Annotated in this window: 13 protein-coding genes and 1 pseudogene; 7 read left to right on the top strand and 7 right to left on the bottom strand. The window is 45.6% G+C overall.

The window, feature by feature from the left end; all coding sequences use genetic code 11:
* The first annotated feature begins 31 nt into the window (after positions 1-31).
* From EHO60_RS05680 to EHO60_RS05690, 3 genes are all read left to right on the top strand, one after another.
* Entirely contained in the window at positions 32-961 is a 930-nt protein-coding gene (locus EHO60_RS05680) for a FecR family protein (RefSeq protein WP_135767186.1), read from the top strand.
* A gap of 226 nt (positions 962-1,187) precedes the next feature.
* The gene (locus EHO60_RS05685) at positions 1,188-2,810 is read left to right on the top strand and encodes an LIC10124 family lipoprotein (RefSeq protein ID WP_135767187.1); all 1,623 of its coding nucleotides are present in this window, start codon (positions 1,188-1,190) and stop codon (positions 2,808-2,810) included.
* Positions 2,807-6,406 carry a tetratricopeptide repeat protein gene (locus EHO60_RS05690; protein ID WP_135767188.1) on the top strand — a complete coding sequence of 1,200 codons (3,600 nt, stop codon included), beginning with the start codon at positions 2,807-2,809 and terminating at the stop codon, positions 6,404-6,406. The genes EHO60_RS05685 and EHO60_RS05690 overlap by 4 nt, the downstream gene beginning before the upstream one ends.
* 3 nt (positions 6,407-6,409) lie before the next feature.
* Here the strand turns inward: EHO60_RS05690 and trmB are convergent, their stop codons facing one another.
* Positions 6,410-7,057 (bottom strand): tRNA (guanosine(46)-N7)-methyltransferase TrmB, encoded by a 648-nt coding sequence (gene trmB / locus EHO60_RS05695; protein ID WP_135767189.1) that lies wholly within the window; start codon positions 7,055-7,057, stop codon positions 6,410-6,412.
* A 49-nt stretch (positions 7,058-7,106) separates the two neighbouring features.
* On the opposite strand from trmB, the gene EHO60_RS05700 reads away from it, so the two are divergent.
* The 3 genes from EHO60_RS05700 to EHO60_RS05710 all read left to right on the top strand — a co-directional run bounded on the left by EHO60_RS05700 (position 7,107) and on the right by EHO60_RS05710 (position 9,278).
* Positions 7,107-8,045: an MBL fold metallo-hydrolase gene (locus EHO60_RS05700; RefSeq protein WP_135767190.1), complete on the top strand. Its 939-nt coding sequence runs from the start codon at positions 7,107-7,109 to the stop codon at positions 8,043-8,045.
* A 157-nt stretch (positions 8,046-8,202) separates the two neighbouring features.
* On the top strand, positions 8,203-8,511 hold the full coding sequence (locus EHO60_RS05705; protein WP_246028151.1) for a PilZ domain-containing protein: 309 nt from the start codon (positions 8,203-8,205) through the stop codon (positions 8,509-8,511).
* A gap of 74 nt (positions 8,512-8,585) precedes the next feature.
* A complete protein-coding gene (locus EHO60_RS05710) occupies positions 8,586-9,278 on the top strand; it encodes a hypothetical protein (RefSeq protein ID WP_135767192.1) in 693 nt (230 codons plus the stop codon).
* Between the two features lie 8 nt (positions 9,279-9,286).
* On the opposite strand, the gene yihA is transcribed toward EHO60_RS05710, so the two are convergent.
* The 4 genes and pseudogenes from yihA to EHO60_RS05725 form a co-directional block, all read right to left on the bottom strand.
* Complete coding sequence (yihA, locus tag EHO60_RS05715) at positions 9,287-9,961, bottom strand: ribosome biogenesis GTP-binding protein YihA/YsxC (protein WP_135767193.1); 675 nt, start codon at positions 9,959-9,961, stop codon at positions 9,287-9,289.
* 14 nt (positions 9,962-9,975) lie between these two features.
* Positions 9,976-10,866, bottom strand: a pseudogene (locus tag EHO60_RS05720) (PP-loop family protein); the annotation flags it as partial.
* 38 nt (positions 10,867-10,904) lie between these two features.
* Complete coding sequence (locus tag EHO60_RS17315; protein WP_281283027.1) at positions 10,905-11,231, bottom strand: PP-loop family protein; 327 nt, start codon at positions 11,229-11,231, stop codon at positions 10,905-10,907.
* Between the two features lie 4 nt (positions 11,232-11,235).
* Entirely contained in the window at positions 11,236-13,155 is a 1,920-nt protein-coding gene (locus EHO60_RS05725; protein ID WP_135767194.1) for a GAF domain-containing SpoIIE family protein phosphatase, read from the bottom strand.
* Between the two features lie 255 nt (positions 13,156-13,410).
* On the opposite strand from EHO60_RS05725, the gene EHO60_RS05730 reads away from it, so the two are divergent.
* The gene (locus EHO60_RS05730) at positions 13,411-15,453 is read left to right on the top strand and encodes a sigma-54-dependent Fis family transcriptional regulator (RefSeq protein WP_135767195.1); all 2,043 of its coding nucleotides are present in this window, start codon (positions 13,411-13,413) and stop codon (positions 15,451-15,453) included.
* On the opposite strand, the gene EHO60_RS05735 is transcribed toward EHO60_RS05730, so the two are convergent.
* Positions 15,447-15,848 carry an SET domain-containing protein gene (locus tag EHO60_RS05735; protein WP_135767196.1) on the bottom strand — a complete coding sequence of 134 codons (402 nt, stop codon included), beginning with the start codon at positions 15,846-15,848 and terminating at the stop codon, positions 15,447-15,449. The two genes, EHO60_RS05730 and EHO60_RS05735, sit on opposite strands and share 7 nt — an antisense overlap.
* A gap of 67 nt (positions 15,849-15,915) precedes the next feature.
* Complete coding sequence (locus EHO60_RS05740; protein ID WP_135767197.1) at positions 15,916-17,790, bottom strand: ABC transporter ATP-binding protein; 1,875 nt, start codon at positions 17,788-17,790, stop codon at positions 15,916-15,918.
* Positions 17,791-17,915 lie beyond the last annotated feature (125 nt).

Raw genomic sequence — 17,915 nt, forward strand, 5'->3', positions numbered from 1 at the left:
GCATTCTTTCAGCTAAAAGGCGGGGCAGAATATGTTTCGAATCAAAACTAATTTAATCTTATCCTCGGCCCTTGCGATTTCTTTTCTAATTGCCTGCGGTCCTAAAACCGGACGTGACCAAGTCAAGTCCGAGGCTCGGGTATCACCTGCAAAAATCGTCTGGGTAGTGGGAGATGTTAGAATCCAATCTGCCGCTGGCGAGAAAAAGGCCGAACAAGGCCTGACGGTTTCCGCATCTGACACCATCCTAACAGGAGCAAACGGTAGCGTTGAGATTATCGTAGCGGATAGCGGGATCATTAAGGTTTCAAAAAATAGCGAACTTTCCGTAGCCACCCTGGTGACGGATTCTGGATCTGACGTAAAAGTAAACGTAAATTACGGAAAAATCGTGACCATGGTTCGTAAGGAACAGAAGACATCGGACTTCCGAGTCGTGACTCCTACCGCATTGGCAGGGGTTCGTGGGACCACATTTCTTACATCAGTGGAAAATCCCTCCGGAAATCGGATGAATTGTGCTAACGAAGGTTGCGAAGTAAGATTCGCCGTTCTAGAAGGATCCGTAGCAGTAACGAAAGTCGGGGAAGATTCGGAAGTGATTTTGGATCGGAACCGGGAATTGACTCTGAAAAAGAACCAGAAGTTGACTGATAAGCTGATTTTAACTCTGCGTTCCGAATCTTTGAAAGAACTCAAAGGCTTGATCGTACTGAAAAAGAACGATGTTTTGGAATACAATCGTTTGGTAGACGAACTCAAAGCTTCGAGCGAAGAATTACGTATTTTGAGCCAGACCTCCAGTGTGGAGGAAGCCAAGGTACAACTTCAGAAGCGAGAAATGTCTAGAAATAGCGCAGATGAAGTCACCCAAACTGCTAGAGTCGTGAACGAGACGAAATACGTTCAACAGGATGTCCAAAAGGAAAAACTGAAATTAAATCCTAAGGAAACCTTCTAAACAGGGATTCCGAAAGCTTTGTTTTTCCTTATTTTCCGGTAAACTTTTACCGGAACCTCGCCGCCCACCTTTCAACAAAAGGTGGGCCATTCCTTTTATTACAAATTCACGTAATTTACCCATTCCCCGACCGAAGTCCTTGGATTTCTGGGAATTCAATTCACTCGATTTAGACTCATTCCGGAAAAGGTTTGCTAAAACGGACCGAGGGAAATTTTTTTACTGAATGGGGACCATCTATTCACGTAACCGTTCGTTCTTATCCCTGCTCGTATTTCTTCCGATTGCGTGCTCTACCGTCCAGAAATTGGAGGAACCTCCTCGGACGATCCAAGAACCCTATTACCGAGCACTGGGGGAAAACCCAGGCGGCTTTTTATTCAGGGAGTCCGAATCGGATTATAAAATTCGCAAATCCGGTCATGAAAAACCGGTCTTGGCTTTTTCTCCCGTATCTTATCCTAAGTCCGTTGATAAGAAGTTAGTCGCCTATTTTGAACAAGAGATCGGTATTCCGTGGAGAGAAGTCCAGTTTTCCGGGGTAAAGATTCCGGCCGACATTTGGTCCAACCCGGACGCCTTACTTGCCGCGGCCAAAAATGCGGAAGTGGATGCTTTCGTCCAAGAGAAGGTGGTCGAAACCGACAACGGATGGGTATTTCAATTTTCCGTAATAGATCCGATCAACGGTTTTAAATTCGGAGAGTTTGAAGGTTCCTTTAAACGTCCTCTTGCAAACTCGGAAGATTCAGGAAGTTGGAGCCAGGTTTTTTTCTGGAAAGCCGGCGATCGTATCATTTCTTTGGATGCTCGTAAAGCCACCGTGCCGGTATGGGAGCGAAAACTTTTTTCATCCGAAATTAAAGAAATCATAAGCTCCACCGTCCGCGGAAAATTGAATATCCGTGCCTCCTCCGGGGATACCGACGTCTTCCATAAAGGCGTTCATTTAGGAAAAACTCCGCAACTCGACTTCTCGATCGGCGAAGGCTTGCAGGAAGTGGAGTTTCACTTAAAGGGAAAAAAACCGGTCGTCAAAACCGTTCTCGTCCGTGCAGGAAAAAGATCTTCGATCTTTCAGGAATGGGAGGAAGACAAAACCTTGGGTTCCGCTAAGATCGTAAGCGTACCGGCAGGGCTTTCCGTCTCCGTAGACGGATTCAAACAGGGAGAAACTCCTTTTTTCCGAAGCGGTCTGAATCCGGGAAATTATCAGATTGAGCTGATAAAAGATAATCCGGAGGGATCATTAGTATATTATGAATCAACGTTAGAGGTAAAGTCCGATAAGGTAACGGAGATAGGCTTCCCTTATTCCGGAGGCTCGCTACTTTCCGAAACCGAATTTTGGAAAGGCTCCGGAGAAGTCGGGTTTAATCCTTTCGGGATCGGTAATCTGGAGTTCACGAAAAATAAAAACCTACCGTCGGGCTGGAACGGAGTCTACTCTTTGCCTATTCCCGCGGACGAACTGGAAATCATCGGTAATTTCCTTTTACCGTCTGACCACAAGAGCGGCACGGTGGCGATAACGTTCCACGGCCCGGGTTTCAACCTTGGTTTCGAAGCGGGACCGGAAAAGGTGTCGGTTTTTCATTTTCCCTCGGAAGGCAAGACCGTCGGAAGTTATAAGTATCTAAAACTGGAAAACGATGTGGGCCGGGCCTTCTCTTTTCGTACCGATGCAAAGGAAAAGCGAGTGCGACTGTATCTCGGGAATGATATGGTATGGGAAGGACAGATTTCCTTTCAGGGATTTTGGACGATCTCCATTCTCACGAAAGGGGATGATTTCAAGGAACATTCACCTTTGAAAGATTTGAAAATTCAATATAGGGGATACAAATGAAAATTCTAAATCATTTTCCGAAAAAGGAACTTTTCTATCTTTTCTTTCCGGCATTCGTATTCCTTTTCGTTATCGCCTGTAGTTCCCGCGATTTTCGAAAATCGAACGCCCAAGACGCCGTCTTGGAAAAGGACCTTCTTACTAGACAAAGTATTAAAAAATCCTCGAATTTAATCAACGAAGGAAATGCGGCCTACCAAAAGGGAAAATTTGAGATCGCTTTGGAAAAAGGCAAGCAAGCGGTATCCGTATATCCGACCGCAGAAGGTTATTACTTGATCGGATCTTCCGAGTATAGACTCGGAAAATCGGAAGAAGCCCTGATATCCCTGAAGAAAGGGACGGAATTGGATCCGGAAAACGAACAGATCCTATTGACCTTAGGTATCCTATACACGGCTCAAGGTTCCAATAACGAAGCCATAGAAGTGTATTCCAGATTGGAAAAACTTCCGAAAATCGACGCATCGTCTTATTCTTTTAAGAAAGCGGTTCTTTTGAAGGCTGTCGGGCGTTACGAGGATGCGTACGCCGCATTAAAATCCATTCCCGAGGAAAAATTCAAGTTCAAGGCACAGCTTTATATGCAACTTGGGGATGCAGCCGTACAATTGAAAGAGTACGAAGAGGCGGAAAAATATTTCGAAAAAGCCAGAGGCATCGATCCGGAATTGGCTTCTGCCAAACAATCCGCTTCCGCCACTCGAGTCGCACATTTACTTGAAAAAGGAAATTCTGCATTAAAGAACAAAAATTACAAAGAGGCGATTTTTTCTTTTTCCGCTGCTTCGCAATTGGATCCGAAAAACCCTTCCCCGTACGTATTTCTTGGAAACGCGAAGATTTTGGCCGGTGACACGGATGGTGCAGTCAAGGCCTTCGAAACCTCTTTGAGATTAAAAGCGGATTATTGGGAAGCGTATTCGGGCTTAGCTGCCGCATTCAATAAAAGCGGAAACTTTCCCAAAGCGATCTCGGTACTCGAAAAAGCCCTGCCTTTCTTCCCGAAAAACGCCGCAGTTTACAATCAGATCGGTTTAAATCAAAAATCTTTGGGAGAAAACGCGAAAGCGCTAGTTTCCTTTACTAAGGCGAGAGAATTGGATCCGGCATACAAGGAGCCTGTTCTGAATTTGGCCTACTTGCTTGCTTCGGACAATCGATTCAAAACCGCAAGAAACGAATTGGATAAATTGAAATCGGACGATGAAGTCAAAAAAGCCCGCCTATTTTTAGACGTTGCCGAGTTGATCTATGAAGGGGATCAGCGACTCCGAAAAGGAGAAACGAAAGCGGCGAGAGGCTTTTACGATCAGGCTAAATCGAAAGATTCTAACGACCCAAGCGTGTATACCGCATACGGGCGACTGTTTCAAATCTCGGGAGATCAGAAACAGTCGGAACAGAATTTTTTAAAAGCGTTAAGCATACAAAAGGGAAACCTCCCAGCCCTCCAGGGATTGATTCGCTTGTACTCTTCCCAAAAAAACCAATCGAAGGTTGCTCAATATACGAGAGAGCTCGAAAGTCAAACGGCAAACGATCCTACTTCCGGGATCGTTTTGGCCCGTACTTACGAAGATAAGAAGGAATATGAAAAAGCGGAGAGCGCGTACAAAAATCTTTTGAAGAAGTTTCCGTCGAACGATGCGCTTCAATTCCGCCTGGCTCATTTATATTATAAAATCTCCCTGGAAGAAAACGAAAAAGCGAACTACGACGCTGCCTCTTCATGGCTAGCAAAGGCTGAGAAACTTACCAAAGACCTTCCGGAAATCGCCGAGGCGAAGCAGACAATCGAGCAGAATAAAAAATTTGCGGAGGTAATCCCTACGATCAGGAAGGCGAACCGATTCTTCGACTTGAAAGCGTACGATAAGGCATTACCTCTTTACCAAACTGCATACGATAAGACCAAAAAGCTGACGTTATACATAAAAATAGCGGAATGTTATTTGGCGATGGGAAATGAGGAAAAAGGAATTTCCCTCTTAGAAAATTCCCCGGAAGGCGCGAAAAATATCGCGTCTCAAGAGGCGATCAACGCCTTCCTATTGCGCAAAGGAGAAGCGGATAAGGCCGAAAAGGGATTCAAAAAGATTCTGGAAAAGAAACCAGATTCCTACTATAGCCATTACCAATTGGGTATCATCTCTCTCCAAAGAAAGGATTATGATCCCGCGATTCAATCCTTCGACCGAGCCTGGTTGTTGAATCCGGAATTCTCCGCGGCAAAAATAGGAAAAGGGATCGCGTTTTATAACGGAGGTCGGACGAAAGAGGCACGAGAGGAATTCGAGAGCGCTATGAAATCTGATTCCGAAAACGAATTAGCGCCCTATAATATAGGAATCGTGTTATTTAACGATAACCTTTTGGAACAAGCAGCGAATGTATTTAAGGATATTATAAAGAGAAATCCCGATTTTTCGGACGCGCACTACCAGCTTTCCTATATCTATTTTAAACGCGGTGACTTGGAAGTAGCGGATTCGGAAATTGGAAAAGCTCTCGATCTGGAGAGAAACGAAAAATATCTTCATGCTCGGATCAGAATACTGAGTGAATTGCGTTTGAAATATCCCAGTAGGTCGGAATATAAGAAATTGGCCTTGGAACTTGGACGGGAAATCGCCGAGAAATATCCGAATTCTCCCTATTCCACTCACGCAGAAAGATTGCTTTTGGCCGACGACGATACGCCGGTTATCGTTCAGCCTTTTCCGAATCGAGGATCCCTCGTCGGAGTTCCCATTCTGATAAACGATACTCTATTGATGAATTATGGTACTTCTCTCGAGGCACTGGATAAGAATCGAGCGATCCGGATTTGGAGGATTTCGGCCACTAAACCTTACAAATCGGTGATTGCGGACAAACGGATTTTTGCTTTTACGGATAAAACATTGGAGGTTCGGGATCAAAATACCGGCGTCCTTTTTCAATCCCTGCAACTTTCGGGCAATTTTAAAAAGGCACAGATTGCGGGAGAACGCGTCCTGATAGAAACGGAGGTCTCCGGTAAGAGGTCCTTGACGTCGTATACCGAAACATTGGAGGACAAGAAGACGATTCCGTTGGAAGCGAAATCTTGGACATCGACAAAAGAAGGTCGACTACTCTTATCCGCTGCCACTTCGAAAGAAAATAAGATTTCTGTGATGGATTCGAGTCTTAACGGAGGAATGGAAACGTCGTGGACCGGCAAAGCTTCCCAAGAACCTAGATTGCTCGGGTCTGCGGAAGACGGAGTATTTTACCGGTTGGAGAATCAGATTCTATATATCTCGGGCAAGGGAAGAGTCTCTAAAGCGGAGAATATAGACGCAGCCGCTTCTATGTTTAGTGTCCGCGGGAACACTTTGTGGTATGTCGCTAAAGAGAATCTGTTCCGGTTAGAAGCGGGATCTAGTTCGCCTACTTCGATCAAAATCGATTCAAAAACGGTTGAGGGACTTCTCCCGGGAAAAGGGAAAGATTGCATCGTAGTCTATTCGGACAATACGGCAATCCGGTACACGGATCGGGGAGAAATTGCCTGGAAATACTCACTGACCCAAGACAAGGACAACGTTTATTCCCTGCTATATCGATAAGTATCAGATACGTTCGCGGTCTAGATAATAAATCCGCGAACCTTCTTCCCGCTTCGTTCTTTCGAAATAGGAAACGGGAAAATCCTTTCGGAATAGCGAATACTCTGGACCGACGGATCTAAAACGCGGATCCCGACGAAAGTAACCAATCGCCTTTCTGGCATAAGGTCCGTAATCCGTAGCAAAGCGAAAACGGCCTTCCGGGACGAGCAGTCGGTGGATCGAATCCAAAAATCTGGGACTTAGCGTTCTGTGTTTGTGATGTCTTTTTTTCGGCCATGGATCCGGGAAATTCAGAAGGATTTCTTCGAAACTCCCATCCTCGAAAATGTCTTCGAGGAACCAGTTGAAATTCACGGATAAGATTTTCACGTTAGTCAGCTTTAAGCGGCTAGCTGCTTTGATCGTTTTTCTGATCCGATCCGCCTTTTTTTCCATCAACACGAATCCGATTTCAGGATGAGTTTGAGCCAGCTCGATCGCGACTTCCCCCCAGCCGGAACCCAACTCCAAGTAATATGTCCCGAAGTCCGATACGAATAGATCGGACTTTTTTAATTTACTTTCAGGAAGAATTCTCAGGAAATATTCCGAGTCGAAGGGAATTCCGCCCGCGATGTTCCAAAGTTTTTTTCGAAAATCTTCGGTCATTGAGGATATACCGAGAATACCAAATCTCCCGATTGTCTAATTTAATACAGTGAAAATAAAACTTTATGGTGTTCGGGGCTCGCTCCCGACGCCGATTTCGGAACTAGAATACCAGGAAAAAATCGAAAGAATACTCGAAAAGGCCCTGCCTGAGATTTTGCAAAAGGGAAACGAATTTTCCGTCTCGGACTTTGTTCGATCTCTGGATCCTCTTCTCGCCAAACCGATAGGAGGAAATACCACCTGCATTTATGTTGAATCTTCCCTTGGAAGTCGTCTCGTGATCGACTGCGGTTCCGGGATGCGGGTGTTAGGAAACGAACTCCTGAAGAACGGGATCGCGTCCGGAGGGAGGATTTCGATCTGTCTGACCCATACACATTGGGACCATATCCAAGGTTGGCCCTTTTTTAAACCTGCCTACATGCCTTCCATTCAAATCGATTTTTATTCCACGATCGCAAATTTGAAGGAAAGGTTGGAAAGGCAGCAGCATCCGGAAAATTTCCCCGTGTCTTTCGATTCGATGGCTTCCAGTAAGACGTTCACACTTTTGGAAAAGGATAAACCCTCAAGAATCGGAGATTTTAAGGTGACCCCTTTTTTACTGCGGCATCCCGGAAATTGTACGGGTTATCACGTGGAGGAAAACGGGAAAAGTTTCCTTTTTTGCACGGATTTGGAAGTCCGGGAAGAAGGCCTGGATGAAATCGAACGGTTGAGAAAGGAATTCGGAAAGGTAAATCTTCTAGTAATCGATGCTCAATATAGTTCCGACGAAGCCGCTGCCAAGATCGGATGGGGACATACTGCGGGTAAAATCGCAGTCAGATGCGGAGAAATACTAGGTGTAGATCGATTAGTGTTAACGCATCACGAACCGGATCACGCGGACGCTGATATTCTTCGGATTTTCGAGTCCGAAAAATCGGGCAGCTCTTTGGCCGAAGTGAAACTCGCTAAGGAATCCGATTCTTTCGTTTTATAACGGCGGAAATGCTGGTATTGAAGCGGTCTAAGGCGTTGCTTTTCGGGAAATTTTTGAAAAATTCCTTCCTATTTATTTTTTACAGGTGTAAACTTTCCCGGTTATGCAAAGGCTAGAGATCGGGAAAAATACGTCCCCCGTGGACGAACCCGATTGCATGCGAGATAAAAGATTTTATATAAGGTTTCGCAGACAAAACAGAGTTCGTGTTTTCTACGGGGGAGATTGTGTAGAAGGGGATCTGATCGATATATCGATGATCGGAATTTCCTTAGTTTCGGATGGAGTCTGGGATGTCGGCTTTCGTTTGAAAATTATGTCTCCTATGTTTTCTTGTCAGTTGGAAGCGGAAGTCATAAGAAAGGAAGAAATGCCGAGTGGAACACGTTACGCGCTGATATTCGGCGAGTTAACGGACGATTTTATCATAGAAATTCTGAATAAGATCCCCGTTCCTTCCGAATGATTTTTTTTTCGATAGATTCAATTTTTTTAACAAATCCTAAACTGAGAAAGTTTATCGCCGACATTTAATATAGGATGAATGTCGGGGCAATACAATCTGCCGTACTGGAAAGATCGCGAGATACGTCGGTCAAGTACGTAGGCCACGGGCAGTTAGAAAGCTCGCCCCAATCTACCTCCGTTCTTCACGTAATTTCCCATGAATTGGGCCATGTCGCCGAATTTAAAAGCGAAGCGATTCGAGATCGGGCCGAAATCAGATCGATAGACGTTTCCATCAAATACGAAATGAGAGACGGAAAATTGGTAGCTGTGGCCGGCGAAACGAAAGTGACTTCCGTAAAAAAGGCGGAAGAGACCGGTAAAGCGACCTTAGAAATCGGGAAAGAATCCGATTCCGTCGAATCCGAAAAGAACGCAAAAGGAAATTCCGAAAAAAGCGGAAGGTCCGAGATCATTACGGATCGGGAATGGGACCTCATGTCCGAACTAAGACAGATCGAATTGGAATTAGGTCGTTTGGATAAGAATCCCGAATCCTCCGAAGAGTCCGACGTAAAAAAGGAGGAAGAATCCCGTAAGCGTGTCGAACTCGTAGAACTGAAAAGAAAGCTCGAAATGGAATTGAGTCAGGAAAAATTAAAGGCTTTGTTAAAGGAAACGTTGGATACGATCCAAGAGTTGAACCGAAAACAAATCCAGTTCGCGAACAAAGTATATAACGGGGAATTCGAAACGATAGGGAATTTCCTGCAGGATCTCGCTTAAAATAAAACTTAACCTTGGCCTTGTGCCTCTCCCGGAAAAGGCTCTTCTTCGACCGGTAAAATGATCGTCTTCATCATCGTTTCTATGATCTTTCGCAACTCGGGGAGACCTTTTCCGTATTTCGGAGAAACTAGTACCACCTCCAGCATGGGATAGAGTCCCTGGATATTCTTCATTTTTTTACGTAGCTTGGCGAGATCCGACTGGTTCAGTTTGTCGACTTTCGTTCGGATCAGTACCGGTTTCATTCCGCGTTCAAAGCAAGTGCCGATCAACTCCAGCTCTTCTTCCGGTAACTCTCTTTGTGCATCCGAAAGTAAGAATAACACCTTAAGATCTTTGGCGCTATTCAGATAGTTCATAAGCAAATCCATCATTTGCTCGTGTTCTTTATGCGAATTGGCCGAATAACCGAATCCGGGAGTGTCCACTAAATACAGGGATTTCGACACTAGGAAAAAATTCAGAAGCTTCGTTTTTCCAGGAACTGCAGAAACTTTTGCGAGAGATTTGCGCTCGACGATAGCGTTTAACAATCTGGACTTTCCGGAATTGGACCGTCCGGCAAAGGCGATTTGCGGTATTCCTCTGGCGGGAACTTTAGATGCGTCCGCATAGGAGGAATAGAATCGAACCTCCCGGAAGAATGGATCGGGTTTCGTTTCTTGAACCTCTTCCGACATACTCTCCCCTTATTCTAAAAGGCTCCTTGGAAATCGTCGGACAGGATATCATCCATCCTTGTATCCCACATTCGGAGACAGACCATTACAGTTTTCCCGTTCCTTTTTAGAATGGGTAGCATTTTTCTGATCGGGACGGGGATCTCCTTTTCCCTTAACAACTCAGAAAGATCTCTGTGAATTCCTCTCAATAAAATTTTTTCGCCCTCCGCATCGGATTCCGGCAGACAAAGTTCCGGAACCCGCTTTGTTTTCCCGTTCCAGCGCAAAAATCTGGATTTCGAATCGAATTGAAAGCTTCTAAAGAATGCCCCCGATTTAGGTAAAATATAAAGGTCGGAAGAAACACTTTTCCAGAACCAGGCTTCCTTATTTTCCAAAGAAAAAGAGGTTCTGGAGTCGATTTTGGAAAGCAGATCGCGTAGGAAATTTCCGGAGAGCGGATGGAGAAGTGCGGATTTCAGATGCAGGTCGAGAAGGTCTTTGCAGACGGATTCGGTTTCCGATTCGAGTATTTGCCGACTTACGATGCGAACTTCTTTTCCGCTTTTGTCGGCTTTGGGTCTGGGAGCTTCCGGATCATGAAAGTTCCGATAGATTTTTTCCGGATTGGCGCCTTCCTTCAATAAATATGGAAGAACTTGCTTCCTGATTCTATTCCTGAGGTAAGAGTCGGATTCGTTGGATTCATCGTCGAAGACCGGCCATTTCGGATGTTCGAGTAGAGATTTCCGATCGGATTCTTTAAAAAGTAGAAGGGGCCGGAGTCTGTCGTTTTCAAACACTTTCAAAGTGCGAAGAGAATTCCAACCTCCACCTCGGATCAGCTGGACGATTACGGTTTCTAGATAGTCCTCCGAGTGATGTCCTGTCGCGACGTAGCCTTCCACCTCTCCGGCAATTCGATGAAGACTTTTGTAACGAAGAGCTCTCCCCGCTTCCTCTAAACTAAAACCGGTTCGATGGGAAAATTTTGGAACGTTTTTTTTTTATCGATCAGCAAAAGACCCAACCCTCGAATATATTCGAGGATTTCTTTCTCTTGCCCTTCGTTTTTTCGGATCGAATGGTCCAGGTGAAACAGAATCGGATCCTTGCTTAGGTGTTTTTCTTTTCGGAGCCAGAGATAAAATTGCAGAAGAAGAGAGGAATCTTTTCCTCCGGAGTAAGCGATGACTGCCGTTTTACGACGGATGAGTTCCTGATAATTTCGAAGATTGTACCAGGCCTCCGAAAATACGTCCTCTTCTCGAACGATTTTTTCAGACATAGATCTACTTTAACCTTCTTAATCCCACTAGAGTGATATCGTCTACTTGCTCCTGTTCTCCGGTAAAGCGTTTTATATCCTTCACAATTTTATCGAAAAGAACCGGTAAGGATTCTTTTCTGTTTTTTAGGATACAGTCCTTCAATCTTTCCGTTTCGTACCGATCTCCGTCGACATCCAAAGCTTCCCAGATTCCGTCCGTTCCCATAACGAAAAAATCTCCGATGTCTAGCCGGAATTCTCCGTGGTTCTCGAATTCGCTTACGTTCGGATCGATTCCCAGGACGATGCCTCCCGTAGGTACCTCTTCGATTTGTTCGGAGGAGGCCCGATAGACCAAAATATTTCCCTGTCCACCGCCGCTGAATTGAAATTCATGTCCTACGCGATTCCAGTGGATCATCGTCAGCGACATGAATCTGGGACTCAACGAATCCTTAAAATAATTCTGATACAAATACGTGTTTACGGTCGAAATGATTTCCCAAGTTCCCGGATTCCTTCTGACTAACGAGTGAATGACCGTGCGAACTGTCGCCATTACGAGGCCTGCGGGGACTCCCTTCCCGCTGACGTCCCCGATGCAGATGTAAGTCTCTTTGTCCATAGGGTCCGTTATAAAATCATAATAGTCTCCGCCGACCCCGATTGCAGGGATCATCGTTCCTCCGAATTCGTAATCGGAATGTCCCGGAACTTTTCTCGGAAGCAAGGATCTTTGGAGTTCTCTCGCAATTTCGATTTCCCTATCGAGTCTCTCTTTCTCCGCTCTCTGGTGGAAAAGGTTGAAGTTTTGGATGGAAATTCCCGCTTGGATTGCAAACGCGTTTAACACGTCTAGCTCCTCGTGACTCCATAGGAACTCAGGATTTTTCGTGAGTAAGATCCAGATATTCGTCTCGTCCGAAATAAGTACCGGTAAAAGGGCGATATTCTTTTTTCCGAATCCTAACTTCTTCCAATCGGATATTTCTGAGGAGTCCAAAACCCGAACCTCCTCCGTCGGGTGAGATAGGATTTCCCAGTTTCCCTTTAGGTCATTGTTCAGTTTCAATTCCGGGACCATCGAATTTCCCGTTAGAAAATGTCCTTTTACCGCAATTTCATTTTCCGAGCCGTTCGATTTTTCTAAAATTGCATAAGCATCGCTTTCGGAAAATTCCGTGAGGCATAAAAGGATTACTCTAAATATTTCCGTTCGATATTTGAAACCTAAACTACTTAGCTTCAACGCGGCAGAATGCAGATTGCGGAAGTTTCTGGACTGTGTCTGGGAGATTTCGAAAAGAATTCGATTCTTTAATGTGGTTGCGAATTGGTTCGCGATCAGTTCCAGGAAGTAGCGATCTTTTTCCGCCTGGTACGGATCGTCTTTTTCGTAATCCACGTTGATAAGTCCTAGGACCTCCCCTTTTAAATGGATCGGGACGCAAAGCGCAGAGACGACCCGATTCAATCGACCGTATTGTTTGATCTGCTTCAGCTTTTGTTCCGCAAATCTATAATAAATGGATTTGCAAGTGTCTACGCATCGACCGAAGGGGCCCGTTTCCTCGCCCTTTCGAATTTCCATTTTAAAGGCCAATCTTTCTAAAGCCGGGCCTTGCCGATTTTTGCAGGATTTAACGAGAATGCGGTCGAGCCTAGGCTCATAGACCATTACGGAGATTCCGGGGAGGCTCAATTTTCGAAACGCTAGGTTCGTAAAATTCTGGAGTAAGGCGTCCAAGTTGGCGCTGGTATTGAAGAGAGAGAGGAACTCCAGCAGAACTTCGTTGGTTAGACTATGGCTTTCCGGAGGCTTGGCCCTCGTATTTTTGCGCTTCTCCAAGATCCATTCCCGGCTACAGGCACGGCAGAAGAATTTTCCGGCTTCAAAAATTCCTTCCGGAACCTTTTCTTCTCCGCAGAATACGCAGGGCATTCTCCTCAGAATAAGAAATTTATTTCATAAGGGAATCGTTTTCGGAAACCGGTCGTAAAAATTATGCGCTTAAATTTCAGAAATTGCTCTAGAAAGTGAAAAAAAACCGGCGGATTGAATTATTTTGAAGCCTCTTGCTCGAATTTTAAGATTTTTTACTTGACCCTAAAATCATCAATTCGCACCTTTTTTAAGCAGATGTCAGGTTACGTAAAGCCCAGTCCCCTTCGCCACATCCAAGAAGTGGCAACCGCAATGAATTCCACTCTGGATCCGGATCGTCTTCTGGATTTGATCCTGGAAAGATGTATCCAAATATGCGAAGTGGGCTCCGGCTCTCTTATGCTGATCAACCGCCAGGACGAGGTTCTGGATATCGTAACCTTCCGCGGAATGAATCCTTCCGTTCGTACGAAAGTAAAGTTGCGCGTAGGAGAAGGGATCACGGGAATTGTTGCAGCGTCCGGGGAAGGAATGATCGTAAACGATGTCACTCAGAACCCGCATTATATTTCCATAAAGGACGACATACTTTCCGAGCTAGCCGTACCTATGATCGTAGAAGACGGAGTGATCGGTGTCATTTCATTGGACTCCAGCCGCAAACAGGCCTTTTCCGAAGAGCATTTGGAATTGGTTTCTACCCTGGCGAATATGGCGGCGCAGATTTTCAAAAACCTGCAGACCTTTAGGCAACTGGAACAGAAGAACAAAATCCAGCAAGTACTCATCGATATCTCTCGCACGGTCACTTCCACACTCATTTTGCAGGAAATCTTCGACGATATCATGGAAAGGTTGGATAAGTCCCTGAACCTGGAAAGAGGATCCATCGTTCTGTTCGACTCGGAAAAAAATATCCTGAAGCTGACGGGTGCGTACGGGCTGACTGCCGAAGAGATGGAAAAAGGAGTTTATCTTCCGGGCGAGGGAGTCACTGGAAAAGTTTACGAGTCGGGAGAAGCGATGATCGTCGAATCGATCGTAAACGACGATAACTTCCTGAATCGTATGGGGAACATGACCCACTTTAAGAACAATCCTGAGAACGTAAGTTTTTTAGCGGCACCGATCAAATCGGATACGGACGTTTTGGGAGTAGTGAGCGTATTCTTCGTTCATAAGAAATACGTGGATTTAAAGACCTACTTGGACTTTCTACAAGTGGTTGCGTCCATCATATATCAGGCGATCCGAATCCAGAAACTGATCGACGAGGAAAAACGCGAGATTTCCAGAGAGAACGTTCTTCTCAAACGAGAATTGAAGAACAAATATAAATTCGGTTCTCTCATCGGGAAATCCAAACCGATGGAAAAACTTTTCGAAATGATCCAGTTGGTATCCGATTCCAGAGCTTCCGTCTTAATTACGGGGGAATCAGGAACGGGAAAGGAAATGATCGCGTCGGCGATCCATTACAACTCTTCACGCTCCGATAAACCTTTTATCAAGATCAATTGCGCCGCAATTCCGGAGAATCTGTTGGAATCGGAATTGTTCGGGCATAAGAAAGGCTCGTTCACCGGGGCGGTTGCCGACAAAAAAGGGAAATTCGAGATGGCGGATACCGGAACGATTTTCTTGGATGAAATCGGAGAAATGGATCTGAACCTTCAGTCGAAACTTTTACGAGTGCTTCAGGAAAAGGAAATAGAAGCGGTCGGTTCCGTGAAACCCAAGAAGATAGACGTCAGGATCATAGCGGCGACGAACGCGAATCTGGAAGAGTTGATCGCGCAAAAACTCTTTCGCGCCGATCTTTTTTACCGTTTAAACGTGGTGAATATGCTCACTCCTCCGTTGCGGGATCGTCCCGAGGACATTCCGTTGCTTATCAATCATTTCATCTCCAAATACACTGCGGAGAATACGAAGAAGATCAAGGGAATTACGCGGGAAGCGCATAAGCTGCTGATGAGTTATAATTGGCCAGGCAACGTCCGGGAATTGGAAAACGTAATAGAAAGAGCCGTCGTGCTCTCCCAGTCGGAGATGCTGGACATTCAGGATTTTTCCGAAATCAACGGTCGTATCCTATACGGGGACGAAGGAGAAGCCATCGATGTCGGAGATCCCGACACTTCTTTAGAAGTCGCGAGTTCTCGTTTTTCTCCCGCTCATTTGGATGCCTTGGACGGGCGTGCCATGGAGGTTGTGGTCGGAGAGGTGGAAGCTCGGTTGATAAAGTACGCTATGAAGAAATTCAAGTACACCAAAACCCGGGTCGCGAAGTTCCTAGGCATCAATAGGAACACGCTGGATAAGAAGATAAAAGACTTAAAGATCGATTATTGAGGCGGAAGTTTTTCGTTCCAATTTTGATCGAACTGTTTGTAGTTGCAGGTCAGTTCCTCTCCCGCTAGGATCTTTCGAACCGCACGATCTCTTCCCATCGGGTTGCTGCTTCCGGAAACTCCGGTCTTGTCTTCGAGAGTGTTGGAATCGTCGCTGTGGTTCATAAAACGCGAATTGTCCACGCAGAAAAACCATTTGCCTTCGTACAAATAAGAATACGTAAAAATCGATTCCTTCAATCTTGCGGGAAAAGAAGCGACCTCTTCCTCCGTAAGGATCCAGACGGTTTTAGGATGGTATTCCCATATTAACTCTCCGGGTTCGATGTCTCTTCCCGCGAAGAGTCCCAATCCTCCGATCGGAGATTCTGCGACGTACGTAGGCACTTTTAGCATAATAGGAGTAGGAAAAAATCGGTTCCTTTAAAATCAACCTAGTTGCCGATCGTCGTCGGAAATTCCGTCAAAGACCGATAGCCGGAATCGGAGTCGGTTCGTCTTCCGTGGAAGGGTAAGGTTCCAACAATCCGTTTCTCATGACTAAAACCTGATCTGCGGAATGCAACCCAGTCAACCTGTGAGTGACGGAAACGATGGTCCTTCCTTCCCGCAATTTCTGTAGAGTTTTGAGGATTCTCGCTTCAGTAACGGGGTCCAGTGCAGAAGTAGCCTCGTCCAGTAGAAGGATCTGCGGATTTCGGATCATGGCTCTTGCAAGAGCGATCCTTTGCTTTTCTCCCCCGGATAGTCTTGTGCCTTTGTCCCCTACGATCGTCTCGTAGCCGTCCGGCAAGGAAGTGATAAAATCGTGTATTTCCGCGAGTTTAGCCGCCTCGATAGCGTCTTCCGCATTTGCGTTCGGGCTTCCTAGACGAATATTCTCCAGAATAGAAGTATGAAAGAGGAACGTATCCTGGAACACGATTCCGATCAAAGAGTGCAATGCCGGACGATGGATTTTGTCCAAGTCCATGCCGTCCAAAGTGACCTTGCCTTGGTTCGGTTCTACCATTCCAAGCAGCATTTTAAAGATCGTACTTTTGCCGGAACCGCTCGGTCCCAGGATTACGGTGTAACTTCCTTTCGGAATTTCCAGGTTGATTCCGTTCAGATTTTTATTTCTTCCTTTATATCGGAAGTGAATATCCTCTAACCGGATCATGTTTCTGAATTCGGAGGGAGAAATCGCTCGATTTGCGTCCTGATCGAAAACGGGAGTTCTCAATATTTCCAATATGCGCTTAGCGGAGCCACTAGCTTGGTTCAGAGTGGGAAAATACTGGGAAACATAAAGTAAGGAATAGCTTAGATTCAGGAAGGGAGGTAAGAATGCAGCCAAGGCTCCGACGCTTACCATTCCGTGAAATGCGAACCAGGCGCCGGAGATCAGGAGTACTGCCTGAAGTAATAGGATTCCTCCGGATGCGGAACGTTCCAAAAACGAATTCGTAAGACCTAACCGTAGAGATACGTTGAACAATCGATCACAATTGCTCCGGAACCTTTCCCAAAAGAGTTTGTCTAGGTCATAGACCCGAATCAGGTTTTGTGCGGATACGGATTCCTCCACCGCGTTCAACACTTTCGCCTCTTCTCCTTTCCTATCATAGCTTGCTTGGGTGGATTTTTTGGAAAAGAAGATCGGTCCTAGGAAAGTGACAGGCCAAGTTAAGGTAGCGATCGCTCCTAATTTCCAATCTAGGGCGAATAAAAGAGCAGTACCGAAGATCGCTTCCAGAATCGGAGAGATCCCCCAAGGAATAGCGGCCAGGACCGCGTTTTCTAAAGCGGATAGATCGGAGGAAAAGCGGGAAAGGATATCTCCCATCCGTGCATTCCCGTAAAAATCAAGACTGACACGCTGCAAATGTAGAAACAATTCTTCCCGCATGTCGCGAATCGCTTTAGCGGAGACCCAATTGTATAAGTAATCACGAATCGTTCCTACGGCTGTGATCAAAATGGTTCCGGTGACTAGGAAAATTCCCGTTACGTAGAGTACGGTTTGGTTCTTGCCGATGATTGCGTCGTCTATTAGGAATTTAAAGGAGAACGGGATCGTAGAATAAACCAGAATTTCTACGAGTAAAAGGGCGAGAACGATGCCGAGCTGGAACTTGTATTTTCGGAAAAAACGGGTGAGTCCGTATAAAATCAAGAGAGGGGAATCTTGAGAAGGTTCTCCCGAGACTAAATTCGGGCCCAAGGAGGAAGAATAGGAACCTCTAGCGGCTTGGCTTCCTGGCGGAGCTTTCGGAGTTCCGGTAGGCGTATTGGGGAAAGCTCCCGAGTTCTTACCTAGACGGAACCCATCCTTAAATTTCTGTTTATTTGTCATATATTTGTCCCCTTTTGTATCGAGTCGGCGGGGTTTTTAGAACCTAATTTCTTTACTTTGTCCTAAGATTTTCCTATTATTCAGAAAGTGCCAAGGACGAAAAGCGGAAGGCGAAGGATTTCGAC

The sequence above is a fragment of the Leptospira fletcheri genome (assembly GCF_004769195.1).
In the GTDB taxonomy this organism is placed as follows: domain Bacteria; phylum Spirochaetota; class Leptospiria; order Leptospirales; family Leptospiraceae; genus Leptospira_B; species Leptospira_B fletcheri.

What these genes read in the sequence shown, in the direction of transcription:
- EHO60_RS05680 (WP_135767186.1), top strand. Translation starts at nt 32, where the DNA reads ATGTTTCGAATCAAAACTAATTTAATCTTATCCTCGGCCCTTGCGATT.
- EHO60_RS05685 (WP_135767187.1), top strand. Translation starts at nt 1,188, where the DNA reads ATGGGGACCATCTATTCACGTAACCGTTCGTTCTTATCCCTGCTCGTA.
- EHO60_RS05690 (WP_135767188.1), top strand. Translation starts at nt 2,807, where the DNA reads ATGAAAATTCTAAATCATTTTCCGAAAAAGGAACTTTTCTATCTTTTC.
- trmB (WP_135767189.1), bottom strand. Translation starts at nt 7,057, where the DNA reads ATGACCGAAGATTTTCGAAAAAAACTTTGGAACATCGCGGGCGGAATT.
- EHO60_RS05705 (WP_246028151.1), top strand. Translation starts at nt 8,203, where the DNA reads ATGCGAGATAAAAGATTTTATATAAGGTTTCGCAGACAAAACAGAGTT.
- EHO60_RS05710 (WP_135767192.1), top strand. Translation starts at nt 8,586, where the DNA reads ATGAATGTCGGGGCAATACAATCTGCCGTACTGGAAAGATCGCGAGAT.
- yihA (WP_135767193.1), bottom strand. Translation starts at nt 9,961, where the DNA reads ATGTCGGAAGAGGTTCAAGAAACGAAACCCGATCCATTCTTCCGGGAG.
- EHO60_RS17315 (WP_281283027.1), bottom strand. Translation starts at nt 11,231, where the DNA reads ATGTCTGAAAAAATCGTTCGAGAAGAGGACGTATTTTCGGAGGCCTGG.
- EHO60_RS05725 (WP_135767194.1), bottom strand. Translation starts at nt 13,155, where the DNA reads ATGCCCTGCGTATTCTGCGGAGAAGAAAAGGTTCCGGAAGGAATTTTT.
- EHO60_RS05730 (WP_135767195.1), top strand. Translation starts at nt 13,411, where the DNA reads ATGAATTCCACTCTGGATCCGGATCGTCTTCTGGATTTGATCCTGGAA.
- EHO60_RS05735 (WP_135767196.1), bottom strand. Translation starts at nt 15,848, where the DNA reads ATGCTAAAAGTGCCTACGTACGTCGCAGAATCTCCGATCGGAGGATTG.
- EHO60_RS05740 (WP_135767197.1), bottom strand. Translation starts at nt 17,790, where the DNA reads ATGACAAATAAACAGAAATTTAAGGATGGGTTCCGTCTAGGTAAGAAC.